Genomic DNA, 12,613 nt, shown 5'->3' with positions numbered 1-12,613 from the left:
TAAACATCACTCCCTTGACCCGGGCTTATAAGTCTCCTTCGCTCTTTTTAGCACGTCCTCCTTATAATACGCCACATCTTTCCATTCCACATTGGCATACGGCAATGCTTGATCACCAAAATGAGGGGAATTGGGGTCTCCGCTTTGGCCCCCGGCTAGGATACTTTTTGCCTTTACCGTATCCCCAAACTCAACAACGGCAACAAAACTGTTCCCTCGAGTACCATAGATTTTTTTTGTGTTGTTGTCATAACGTGCGCCATACGCTGCCAACGCACCCCATCTCCCCGAAGCAAAACCGATGGGAATACTGGGCTTGTCGTCATCAAAAGCTTGATAAATATCCCCGTTCAGTCGCTGGTAGCGGTTAACCTCCCCCCAAGGTATGTTCCAGATACCAAAATCCGTTGTTAAACGGTCCAAGACTGCAGTAAAAATGGATATCCGTTCTCCTTTTGGCGAACTACTTCCGAAATAGTTTATTAATTCCATTCCGCCAAGCCCATTGGGGCGATTACCTTGTTCCAAATACAGTGTACCGTAATAGTGCGCCAATGTCATGGCCACGGATTCCTTTGAAGTCGTATAATCCCATTCGCGAAGTACGTTTATAGCCGAAGCAAAGGCCTCGGTAGGTCGAGTGATGCCATCACTCGCTTCGATCAGGCCGGGAATCAATGCCTCGAAAGCAGGCAGATAAGGATCATGCGCCAATTTTATGAGACTATCCAAAGTATATCCTTTTCTATCCTTTAACAGGCCAATGGCATGTACCCCACGAAAGTTTTCCCGGTCCAGGGACATGTATTTTGGGTAATTTTCCCGTTTTGGACCGTGTTCCAAAGCAGCGGTATAAGGCGTAGAGTTGCAGTTTTGTATCCAGCCATTCGCCGGATTGAGCACCAGTATATTTTCATCTACCGTATGAAGTCCTTGCCAATCGGTTTTGGGATTCCTGCCATCTACGGGCTTGGTATAATCAAAGCGTGTATCCCGTTTTGGAATGAAGTTTCCATGAAAGTAGGCAATGTTTCCTTCCGCATCGGCATATACGGTATTGTTGGAAGAGTTCGTCCGGATATCCATCATCTTTCGAAAACCTTGGTATCCAATTTGTTTTGTACGGATATAGGATTGCTCCAGGGCCTTCACCGGTTCCCACATCATGGCAGTGGCCGTCCACAGCCCATCCTCCATATGGGTTATAGGCCCATGATGTGTATGGTAGGCGGGAAATGACTTTTCTTTAATACCATCACCCTCCTTATATTTTAGGATGATTTCAGAAGTTTTTACGGGACGCAATTCCTCACCATATTGATAGAACAATTGGTCATTCATCCTAACCAGGGTTTCCTTAAACTCGTCCAGCACATCGGTATAGGTACTGGTATGCATCCATCCGGTCTTTTCATTGAATCCCTGATATACAAAAAACTGGCCCCAGGTAACTGCACCGTACGCATCAAGTCCTTCTTCACTAACCACATGAACCTCGCCCCGAAAGTAAAATGAGGTATGCGGATTGATCAATAACAGGGGATTCCCTGATTGGGTCAACGCTCCGGATATGGCAATCCCATTTGATCCCTGAGGTTCGGCCATCGCCTCCTTTTTATTCATCTCCAATTCCTCTACCTCTGGAATTTCCATACTACTTTCATAGAACACCTTGATTTCTTCAGTGGAAATCCGTTCAATATCGCCACCAATGGAGCCTTCACTAAAGTACATGGGCATCCAAGGTTCAAAACGGGTCAACAACTTAGGTTCAACCTCGGGATGGGTATACAGGTAATAATTGATTCCGTCCGCAAAGGCATTGCAGAGTTTTTTTAGCCATTCCGGACTTTCCTCATAGTTCGCCTTGGCCTCTTCCTCGGTCATAAACAACTTGGCCCTTAGATCACTGTATAAAGCTTCTTTGCCCTCCACCTCAGCAAGCCGGCCCGTGGCCCAGATATAGTTCTGTTCTACCCGGTAAAAGTCGTCCTCACATTGCGCATAAAGCAGTCCAAAAACCGCATCGGCATCCGTTTTTCCATAAATATGGGGCACGCCAAAGTCATCACGAATAATGCTAATGTTTTCGGCTTGGGCCTGCCATTGTGATACTTCAGAATCAGTGGTGGTTTCAGTCTTACAAGAAACCATGCCGACGAAACAAAGAATAGAAAGAAGTTGGTATTTCATTCCTAAAGATTTGGGATGAAAATAAATGTCTTATCCGTGAAATACTAATTAATGCGTAAAAAAATCGAGGCTGTTGGCACTTGCATGCCATACGCTTATTTCGCGATTCCCCAAAAGATGTACTGCTTGTTCCGGTTTTCTAAAGTATTGATTAGCAATCAACTATTCTCACACCCAATACCTGACATATGTCATAAAATAGGTGGGGCATTTCTTCTATTTTTACCCTAATGCAGCTAAAGTATGTGATGATGAATACGGCACCGACAGCGAACGATACCTTTATCCATTTTGGGAAGATATCCAGAATTGAACGGAATTCACTGACCGTTTCCTTGGACGAAAATGTCCATTGTGAGTCCTGCCGTGCCAAAGGGACCTGTGGAATTGCGGATTCTGGCTCCAAGGAAGTGGTAGTCTCCGATTCCAAAGAGGCCTTTTCCATAAATGAGCCCGTAGCCGTGGTCCTTAAAAAGGAAACCGGCCTTAAGGCCGTCTTTTGGGCCTATGTATTTCCCTTTGTTTTGGTGATAGCCACCTTATGGATCGCTTCGGGATTTCTACAGGAATGGATGGCCGGGCTACTATCGCTCTCGATCTTGGTCCCCTACTACCTCTTCCTTTATTTGCTAAAGAACGTGTTTACCGAGGCCTTTAAAATTTCAATCCTAAAAGTGTAATAGCATGACGTACTCCATAATCTATAGCGTTCTTTTACTGGCATCCCTAGGGGTAACGGCGGCTATGGTGCTCTATGTCGTCTCCAAAAAGTTTTACGTATATGAAAACCCTTTGATTGCCGAAGTGGAAGATTTGCTCCCCGCCGCCAATTGTGCCGGATGCGGTTCTCCGGGATGCAAAGCCTTCGCTGAAAAATTGGTTGATACGGATGACATATCCGATTTGTTCTGCCCTGTTGGGGGGAATGATGTTATGCAATTGGTATCCGAGGCTTTGGGCAAAGAAGTGGCGGAAAAAGACCCCACGGTTGCCGTGGTACGCTGTCAGGGTGCTTGCGATGTACGACCCAAAACCAGTGAATTTCAAGGACCGAAATCCTGCGCGATTTCCGCCTTGATCTACAGTGGTGAAACGGATTGCCAGTATGGATGTTTGGGCGATGGGGACTGTGTAGCGGTCTGTAAGTTCAATGCCATGTATATGGACGAGACTACAGGTTTACCCGTGGTCATCACCGATAAATGTACCTCTTGTGGTATGTGTGCCGAGGCCTGCCCAAGGGACATCATTGAAATGCGCCCCAAGCACAAACGGGACCTTAAAATTTTTGTAGGATGTCTCAACGAGGACAAGGGCGGCATTGCCAGAAAAGCATGTTCCGTGGCCTGTATAGGTTGTTCCAAATGTTTCGATATCTGTCCCAAGGAAGCCATTACCATGGTGAACAATCTCGCCTATATTGATCCGGAGTATTGCACCCTTTGTAGAAAATGCGTTCCGGTCTGCCCTACCGATTCCATCATTGAGACCAATTTCCCCAAGAAAAAGGTAAAAAAAGTAGAAGTTGACCAAGGAGCGGAAGTGAAATCGGTTAATCTGATAGACCATGCTTAAGACCTTCCCAAAAGGAGGTATTCATCCTCCAGAGAACAAGTTGACCTCATCCAAGCCGATACAACGATTGCCGGTACCCAAAGTGGTTTACGTGCCTATAGCGCAGCATATAGGAATCCCTGCGGAGATTGTGGTGGATCGAAAGGATAAAGTGGATATAGGTCAGGTCATTGCCAAATCGGGTGGATTTGTCTCTTCGAATATTCATTCCCCTGTGGCCGGGACCGTGACCAAGTTGGATATGATCGTAGATAGTACGGGCTACAAAAAGCAATGTATCGTCATCCGGACGGATGCCAAGAATGCGTCCAATTTTGTGGAAACCGAGTATCCGTTGAAAAAGGAAATCGAATTGGAACCCCAGGAGATATTGCAACGCATTTCCGATTATGGTATCGTTGGGCTAGGGGGCGCCACCTTCCCCTCGCACGTAAAACTGAATATAAAGGCGGATAAAAAAATCGATTGCCTGATTATCAACGGAGTGGAATGCGAACCGTATTTGACGGCAGACCATAGATTAATGCTGGAAAAGGCCGAAGAAATCTTAATGGGGATTCAAATCTTGATGTATGCCCTAAACGTTCCCCGTGCGATCATTGGTATTGAAAACAACAAGAAGGATGCCATAGAAACCTTCAAAAAATTGATGTTACAAGAACCCAAGATTCAAGTGGCCGCCCTACAGGTAAAATATCCTCAGGGTGGTGAAAAACAATTGGTCCGGGCGCTGTTAAAGCGGGAAGTTCCAAAAAATGGATTGCCGTTGGATGTGGGTGTAATTGTGCATAACGTGGGGACTATTTTTGCCATTTACCAAGCTGTGCAGCATAACAAGCCTTTAATCGAACGCGTAGTAACAGTCACGGGCAAGAAAATGGGGAAGGCCTCCAACTTTTGGGTAAAGATAGGGACGCCTATAAAAGACCTGATTACCGAAGTGGGCGGTATGCCGGAAGGTACCCGTAAAATTGTGAATGGCGGCCCTATGATGGGGAAAGCCCTAAAAAATACGGATGTTCCGGTAACCAAAGGCACTTCGGGCATATTGGTTATTTCCGAGGATGAGGCTAGCCGGGGCGAGACCAAACCCTGTATCCGCTGTGGCGAATGTGTATCGGTCTGTCCCATGGGATTGGAACCTCACTTATTGATGAACCTATCGGAAAAAGGGATGTTCGAGCATGCCGGTCAGGAGGATATCCTCACCTGTATAGAATGTGGTTCGTGCAGCTATGTATGCCCTTCGCACAGACCCCTCTTGGATTACATCCGATTTGGAAAAAGTATTGTCAAAAAGTTGGACGTCTCAAAGAACTAAGAACGTATGGATAGCCCTCCTATTGTTATCTCCGCCTCACCCCATGTACATTCCGACCGGACTTCCAAACGAATCATGTATGATGTGGTCATTGCCATGGTTCCCGCTTTTCTGGTCTCGCTGTATGTGTTCGGAATCAATGCCTTTATTGCCACGGCAACGGCCGTTGTTTCCTGTCTCTTGTTCGAATATCTGATCCAGAAATACCTTTTAAAAGCGGAAATCACCATAGCTGATGGTTCCGCTTTGATTACCGGAATTTTGTTGGCCTTCAACCTACCCGCGGGCTTACCCATTTGGATGATTATTGTGGGGAGTTTGGTAGCCATAGGCATTGCCAAGTTGTCCTTTGGAGGTCTGGGGTACAATATCTTTAATCCTGCCTTGGTAGGCCGGGTATTTCTCTTGGTCTCCTTTCCGGTACAGATGACCTTATGGCCCACCGCCGTCGAAAACAACACGACCCTAGCCGATGCCGTTACCGGGGCCACTACCTTGGGAATCATCAAGGACGGGCTTCAATTTGGGGGAACCATGACGGAATTGAGCGCCCAACTCCCCTCCCATCTCAATCTGTTTTTGGGGATTACCGGCGGATCGCTGGGCGAAATGTCAGCCTTAGCCCTACTCCTGGGTGGTTTATACCTCATCGCCCGAAAAGTAATCACATGGCATATTCCGGTAGCCGTATTGGGGACCCTAGCCCTGATGACCGGGATTTTCTGGTGGGCAGATTCAGAACAGTATGCCAATCCCTTGATACATGTATTATCCGGAGGTGCCATCCTCGGGGCCTTTTATATGGCGACCGATCTGGTGACCAGTCCGGTGACCAAAAAAGGGATGCTGATTTTTGCCATAGGCATTGGGGTAATTACGGTTATCATCCGGTTGTTCGGATCCTATCCGGAAGGGATATCCTTTGCCATTTTGATTATGAACGCCTTTGTACCCCTGATCAACAAATATTTCAAGCCGCGTAGATTCGGTTCCAAAATAAAGGCCAAAATCGTATAATGATGCAGAAAAAAGAATCGACTTTCCTCAATATGGCGCTGTCCCTTTTGGTCATCACCTTGGCAGCAGGATTCTCCCTAGGCTATGTAAACGACATCACCTTGGAACCTAAGGCCAAAGCCAAATTGGCCAAAAAGGTCAATGCCCTCAAAACGGTCCTACCCGAATTTGATAATGATGCGGTTTCGGAAGTCGTAATCGTTAAACCGGAATCCGCAAAAGACAGTATTGAAATCTATCCTGCTTTTCAGAATGGGGAATTCGTTGGGGCTGCGGTCACGGGATTTTCAGAAAAAGGATATAGTGGCCTCGTAAAGATCATGGTAGGCTTTACCCTGGATGGACGTATTTATAATATCTCCGTTTTGGAACAAAAAGAAACCCCAGGGCTAGGCACAAAGATGAAGGGCGAAAAGTTTCTGAGGCAATTTCGGGATAAGGATCCGAGCCGATACGATCTAAAAGTGGTGAAAGATGGAGGGGAAGTAGATGCCTTAACAGGGGCCACCATTACAACGCGAGCCTTTACCGAAGCCACACAATTGGCGTATAATGTCTTTGTGGAACAGAAGGAGCAATGGGCAGTGAACAATGAACAGTGATAAGTGTTTAGTAAAAAGTAATAAGTAAATGGTTGATGGTGGACGAAGCGGTAGGCGATTAGCGGATAGCGTTAAACAATTGACAGTTAAAAATAATTCAATAACCAGTAATAACTCAATAACATAGTAACTCAATAACAAACAACCAGCAACAGACAACCAACAACTAACCAAGACCCATGAACAAAACACTCGATCAAAAGCAGAACTTTTTAAAGGGCATCCTCAAGGAGAATCCGGTCTTTGTAATGCTTTTGGGGATGTGTCCTGCCCTAGGAGTAACCTCATCGGCCTTTAACGGGCTAGGGATGGGAGTGGCTACCCTGTTCGTCCTATTGATGTCCAATGTAGTTGTTTCCCTGATCAAATCGCAAATACCGAACAAGGTTCGGATTCCGGCCTTTATCATTATTATCGCTTCCTTTGTCACCGTGGTGGAAATGGTATTGGAGGCCTATATCCCCTTTTTATACGAGCAGTTGGGCATCTTTATCCCTTTGATCGTAGTCAACTGTCTGATCTTGGGGCGGGCCGAGGCCTTTGCCTCCAAGAACAATCTGTTCTCCTCCATTCTGGATGCGCTGGGTATGGGCTTGGGCTTTACCATTGCCCTTACTGCCCTAGGGGCCACACGTGAAATCCTGGGTAGCGGTAGTATTTTTGACATCAAGTTCGTGGGTGAGGATGCCAATACCTTTATCCTGTTCATTTTGCCTCCTGGAGCCTTTATAGCCCTGGCGTATTTAGCTGTACTCTTCCAAAGATTAACCCCTAAAACTTCCTAGGTATGGACTATCTGGTTATCCTTATAGCGGCCGTATTCGTCAACAATATTGTACTCTCCCAGTTTTTGGGGATATGTCCCTTTTTGGGGGTATCCAACCGAATATCCACCTCTGTGGGGATGTCCGGGGCCGTACTCTTTGTGATGACTATTGCTACTACGGTCACCTATTTGCTGCACCAATATATTCTGATACCCTCCGGGCTGGATTATCTTCGCACCATTACCTTTATTTTGGTCATCGCCGCCTTGGTACAGATGGTAGAGATCATCTTAAAAAAGGTAAGTCCACCCCTATACCAGGCCCTTGGGGTGTTCCTCCCCTTGATCACCACCAACTGTGCAGTCTTGGGCGTAGCCATTCTGGCCCTGGGGCTGGAGAATGGCAGTCTGTTAAAGGCGGTATTCTTTGCACTCTCCCATGCTATAGGATTTTCCTTGGCCCTGGTAGTCTTTGCCAGTATCCGCGAATTCCTGGAACTGGCCGATCTCCCCGAGGGAATGAAAGGCGTTCCCATTAACCTCTTGGTAGCCGGACTCCTATCGCTGGCCTTTTTAGGCTTTGCTGGGCTGGTGTAAGAATACTATTTACGGATCCGCTAAAAAATAGTACATTGCCGTATTAACGGAAGCCTAAGACCAATAATCGTATACCCTATAGCGGTTATTGATGCTATACCATTGTTAGCTGTAATACAAAAAATAGATTTGCGAAAAATAATTAATGACTACAAAACAACTACTAGATTATCAGAATATTATTAAAACTAAAGGATGGAAAAAAAATCCTCTTCATAAATCCGTAGAAAAAAAAATGTTTCAACTTTTTACCAACTTAAACAAAATTGAAATTGATCTAATTCTTGAGTTATTGGAAAAGTTTACGTGGATAGGCAATAATCAGTATGATAAAAAAATATTAGATATTTTCAGAAAAATAGAAGATAAACTAATAAAAAAAGCAGAAAGATTTTATTTCTTCCCCGTTGTAAAACCGTACGACAGTCACAAATTGAAAAGCGGATTATCTTTGATTTACCCAGTAGTTGGTATCCTAAATTATATTGAATATCTGGACCATATTGATAAAGGAGGCAAAAATATAATTACCAAATACAAGTCATTAAGAAAGTTAAAACTCAAAGAGAATGAATTTCTCATTCTCGTAGATGACTTTGTTGGTTCAGGAAAAACGCTTGAAACATGTATTAAAACTATAGAATCGTATAAAATACCTTTGGAAAAATTGATTTTGATATCAATCGCTATTCATAATGATGGTCTAAACTTAGTAAATAAAAAAGAAATAAAGGCTTACTATTCTCATATTGAAAAAAAGGGCATTACTGATTATTTCTTTGATGAAGAACAAATGAGAAGAAAAAGTTTGATGAAGTTGATGGAAAGGAAACTGAAGTTTAAACCTAAATTCAGCCTAGGATTTGAAGAATCCGAAGCTCTATTGTCATTAATCCGAACACCTAATAATACATTTCCTATTTTTTGGCATGAATATTATTATCGAGAAACACTGCACAAAGCACCATTTCCTAGATAATCAATTATGAATGAAAAACATATATACCTGTCCCTTTTAAAGGTAAAAAACAATACAAGTATAAATGAACTTATACATGAAGGTTTGAGGTATAAAGAAATTCTCGAACTAATTAGATTTATACTCAATAAAAAATATATTACTGAAACAGAAGACTCTGTTATTTTATCTCAGCATGGAGAAAAAATGCTAAAGGAGTTAGCAACCACTTATAAAAAAACAGATAAAAAATCTTGGATAAAGCAGGACGAAAAAAGCCTGATTAAAAAAATGAAAAAAAGTGATATATTTATTCCAAGAAGTAATGAGTTGACTTTCAAAATAAAGTTTAAAGAATAGTATGCTTTGCATACCAGATTAGTGAGTCATTAATCTGTAAAAGAACTGAATTTCAAGCTCATCAACTTTTCAAAAGGCCTCCGAGTACCTCCGACCTTTTGAAAAGTTTATTCCAAATTGAGCGAACTTCGGTTCGCTCAATTAAAGATTCAAATGGAATTTGAAATCTATAAAAAAAAATTTGAAGCCAAGGCTCTAAAAACCGGTCTTACCGATTTAGAAATAACTGATTGTCTAAATTATGCTCTACCCTTAATAGAAAAAGGGCTTCCTGTAATTTACAATACATCCCATTTATCCAAACTTGTCGGTTTAAGAAAAACATATGTAAAGAGAGCAGCTATCTATACGAAATCTTATTATAGAAATTTTACTATTGCAAAAAGATCGGGCATGCCAAGAGAAATTTCAGAGCCCCTTCCCAACTTGAAAATCATACATAAGTTTATTTTAGAAGAAATCTTAGAGAATATAAAAGTCAGTGCTTTTGCAAAAGCTTACAAAAAGAAATCCAATATACTAGAAAATACTAGATATCATATAAACCAAAACAAAGTCGTTACTCTTGATATCGAGAATTTTTTCCCATCTATAACTACAGACAAAGTTGAGAATATATTTAGAGGATTAGGATACTCTGATTTGATTTCAAATCTATTGTCAAAACTCTGCACTTTAAATAATTCATTGCCACAAGGTGCACCAACAAGCCCTTATCTTTCAAACCTTTTCATGAAGGGTTTTGATTCTAAACTAGCTGATTTTTGTTTAAGCAAAAAAATTAGATATACTCGATACGCCGATGATATTACGCTTTCTGGAGATTTTAATGAGAAAGAGGCAATAGATTATATATCAGTATTACTTAAGGAATTGGACTTAGACTTGAATTGTAAAACCAAAATAATGAAACGCGGTCAACAACAAATAGTAACTGGCATTGTGGTTAATGAAAAAAGTCAAGTTCCTAGAAAAGAAAGGTTAAAATTGAGGCAAGAAATTTATCATATTAAAACAAAAGACTTAGACTCTCATAAAAAATTTAAGCAAATAACTCAAAGAAATTACTTATACCATTTATATGGTAAGATTTCCTATGTTGTTTTTGTTAATCCTAAAGATGAGGAATTCATAGAGTACAAAAAATTCCTGAAAACATTAATGAACTGAAAAGCACAGCAGCTAATAACAGCGGATATAAAACTGTTAGGCGCAATTTTGACCCATTTAATGAATCGATTTATTAAAGTACTTCGTATAATCGGGCAAGTACTTGTCTTAAGCTCAATAACTTTATTAGCTTACCCGTTAATCGAATTGAAAATCCCCGGAAAAAGAATATTTACGGATCAAGGCCAAATTGGAATGTCGGTATTTGGCGCTCTGTTTTTCATAATTGCCTCTGGACTTCTACTGAATTCAATAATAATGTTTACACAAAATCATTGGAGGAATTATAGATTAATTGCCAGCATAATCATTGTAATTTTAGTTTTTCTAGTGATTTTACCAAGAGAAAATTATGTGAAATCAGTCCTTGGCAAACCAAAACTTTCGTTCAATAGAATAAACAAAAATGAAAAATATGCAACAGCTACAATTAAAATAAGGCTATTTAACAATGGAAGGTTTCTATCAGAAACATACGATGCTCACTTGAACAACGAAAACATGGGGAATTACACTTTTGAAAATGGTAATTTAAGCTTGGATTTTCATAATGAAAAACCGGAATATATGGGAACGGAACTCAAAATAATAAATGATACCCTGAGCTGTCTGAATTGCACGGAAAAAGTGAAACTTATATAAATTAATCCTAACATGTTTCAGGATTAATGCAATCGGAATTTCCATGCTTCGACTTCGCTCAGTACAGGCTTGTAAATTTTTGCAATAAATTATCTTTAACATTTAGGCGGACGTTTTCCGCCGCATATAAAGTAACAATTTAGAAAAGTCCCCAACTAATCATACAGAGACCATTGGTAACCTTTTAATTAATCCCCTGATATTAAACAGGGATAAAGGTTTAAATGCCAATGAAAAAAACACATATATAAACGATTGACCCAAAATTAATGAAGCATAGATTTCTCCTCCTAAGTAGCATAGGTATTTTATTAGGTTCCTGTATTGTTGAAATACAAAAAGAAAACTCTTCAACACAACCGGTTAAAAATACAAAGAAAATAGAGCTGGACATCAAAGAGGCCAACCGGCTTATGGAATTGCCGCTGGGCTGTATTCAAAACCCACTTCCCTACAAGTCAGGATTAGTAGTAGCAAAGGAAAGCGATTTGGCCATGCCGGTAGATCATCATCCCGCTTTCTATGGCTGCTTTGACTGGCATTCTGCGGTACATGGCCATTGGTCATTGGTCTACTTGTTAAAAAACTTCCCCGACCTCGCCAAAAAAGAAGAAGCGATCCAAATGCTTGATGAAAATCTTACTGCCCAAAACATCGAAAAAGAAGTGGCCTATTTTTCATTGAATCCGGAAAGCAAGTCTTTTGAAAGATTATATGGCTGGGCTTGGTTGCTCAAACTTCAAGAGGAGCTGTTCACCTGGGATAATCCCTTAGCGCAAAAGTGGTACAATAACCTAAAACCATTAACAGCTTATATTTCAAAGGCCTATATCGAATATCTTCCAAAATTGGTTTACCCTATTCGGGTAGGTACGCATACCAATACTGCTTTTGGAATCAGTTTTGCCTATGACTACGCACAAACAGTAGGAAATAAAACTTTGGCCGACGCCATTAAAAAAGCGGCAATCCGATTCTATAGTACGGACAAAGATTGCCCAATTACTTGGGAACCCAGTGGACATGATTTCCTTTCACCTTGTTTGCAAGAAATTGACATTATGCGCAAAGTGCTCTCGGAGGAAGAATTCAAGAAGTGGTCCAAAGCGTTTTTGCCTGCTTTGTTTAATCAGAACTTATCTTTAAGCCCCGGACAGGTAAAAGATCGTTCCGATGGTCATTTGGTCCATTTGGATGGTGTAAATTTCTCAAGGGCTTGGTGTCTCTACCCATTGAAAGATAATAACAATGCCTACAATTTGGCAAACGAGCATTTGGATTACTCACTTTCCAAAATCACGGATGGAGATTATGCAGGACAACATTGGCTAGGTTCATTTGCATTGTATGCCTTCAAAACGAAAATCGAAGCGCAGCAATAAACCTAAGGAAATACAAGAATTCACATGAGA

13 protein-coding genes are annotated in these 12,613 nt (G+C 41.6%); 12 read left to right on the top strand and 1 reads right to left on the bottom strand.

Annotated elements, in window-relative coordinates:
• Positions 1 to 6: 6 nt before the first annotated feature.
• A complete protein-coding gene (locus D7Z94_RS05280) occupies positions 7 to 2,193 on the bottom strand; it encodes an acylase (protein WP_120710451.1) in 2,187 nt (728 codons plus the stop codon).
• Between the two features lie 230 nt (positions 2,194 to 2,423).
• On the opposite strand from D7Z94_RS05280, the gene D7Z94_RS05275 reads away from it, so the two are divergent.
• From D7Z94_RS05275 to D7Z94_RS05220, 12 genes are all read left to right on the top strand, one after another.
• Positions 2,424 to 2,873 carry a SoxR reducing system RseC family protein gene (locus tag D7Z94_RS05275; protein WP_120710450.1) on the top strand — a complete coding sequence of 150 codons (450 nt, stop codon included), beginning with the start codon at positions 2,424 to 2,426 and terminating at the stop codon, positions 2,871 to 2,873.
• A 4-nt stretch (positions 2,874 to 2,877) separates the two neighbouring features.
• Positions 2,878 to 3,768, top strand: a complete 891-nt coding sequence (locus D7Z94_RS05270) for a Fe-S cluster domain-containing protein (protein WP_120710449.1) — start codon at positions 2,878 to 2,880, stop codon at positions 3,766 to 3,768.
• Entirely contained in the window at positions 3,761 to 5,089 is a 1,329-nt protein-coding gene (rsxC, locus tag D7Z94_RS05265) for an electron transport complex subunit RsxC (RefSeq protein WP_120710448.1), read from the top strand. The genes D7Z94_RS05270 and rsxC overlap by 8 nt, the downstream gene beginning before the upstream one ends.
• A gap of 6 nt (positions 5,090 to 5,095) precedes the next feature.
• Positions 5,096 to 6,106, top strand: a complete 1,011-nt coding sequence (locus tag D7Z94_RS05260; protein ID WP_120710447.1) for an RnfABCDGE type electron transport complex subunit D — start codon at positions 5,096 to 5,098, stop codon at positions 6,104 to 6,106.
• On the top strand, positions 6,106 to 6,708 hold the full coding sequence (locus D7Z94_RS05255) for an RnfABCDGE type electron transport complex subunit G (RefSeq protein ID WP_245967138.1): 603 nt from the start codon (positions 6,106 to 6,108) through the stop codon (positions 6,706 to 6,708). The genes D7Z94_RS05260 and D7Z94_RS05255 overlap by 1 nt, the downstream gene beginning before the upstream one ends.
• Positions 6,709 to 6,887: 179 nt before the next feature.
• On the top strand, positions 6,888 to 7,493 hold the full coding sequence (locus D7Z94_RS05250) for an RnfABCDGE type electron transport complex subunit E (RefSeq protein WP_120710446.1): 606 nt from the start codon (positions 6,888 to 6,890) through the stop codon (positions 7,491 to 7,493).
• A 2-nt stretch (positions 7,494 to 7,495) separates the two neighbouring features.
• Positions 7,496 to 8,071, top strand: coding sequence for an electron transport complex protein RnfA (locus D7Z94_RS05245; protein ID WP_120710445.1), 576 nt, complete (start codon positions 7,496 to 7,498; stop codon positions 8,069 to 8,071).
• A gap of 145 nt (positions 8,072 to 8,216) precedes the next feature.
• On the top strand, positions 8,217 to 9,050 hold the full coding sequence (locus D7Z94_RS05240; RefSeq protein ID WP_120710444.1) for a phosphoribosyltransferase: 834 nt from the start codon (positions 8,217 to 8,219) through the stop codon (positions 9,048 to 9,050).
• Between the two features lie 6 nt (positions 9,051 to 9,056).
• A complete protein-coding gene (locus D7Z94_RS05235; protein ID WP_120710443.1) occupies positions 9,057 to 9,389 on the top strand; it encodes a hypothetical protein in 333 nt (110 codons plus the stop codon).
• A gap of 153 nt (positions 9,390 to 9,542) precedes the next feature.
• On the top strand, positions 9,543 to 10,559 hold the full coding sequence (locus D7Z94_RS05230) for a reverse transcriptase domain-containing protein (protein ID WP_120710882.1): 1,017 nt from the start codon (positions 9,543 to 9,545) through the stop codon (positions 10,557 to 10,559).
• A gap of 60 nt (positions 10,560 to 10,619) precedes the next feature.
• On the top strand, positions 10,620 to 11,201 hold the full coding sequence (locus tag D7Z94_RS05225) for a hypothetical protein (protein ID WP_120710442.1): 582 nt from the start codon (positions 10,620 to 10,622) through the stop codon (positions 11,199 to 11,201).
• A 269-nt stretch (positions 11,202 to 11,470) separates the two neighbouring features.
• Positions 11,471 to 12,583, top strand: a complete 1,113-nt coding sequence (locus tag D7Z94_RS05220) for a DUF2891 domain-containing protein (protein WP_120710441.1) — start codon at positions 11,471 to 11,473, stop codon at positions 12,581 to 12,583.
• Positions 12,584 to 12,613 lie beyond the last annotated feature (30 nt).

Origin of the sequence: Ulvibacterium marinum (genome assembly GCF_003626755.1) — a bacterium.
Lineage (GTDB): Bacteria > Bacteroidota > Bacteroidia > Flavobacteriales > Flavobacteriaceae > Ulvibacterium > Ulvibacterium marinum.
The sequence above is the reverse complement of the archived record's forward strand: the minus strand, read 5'-3'. Positions and strand labels throughout refer to the sequence as shown.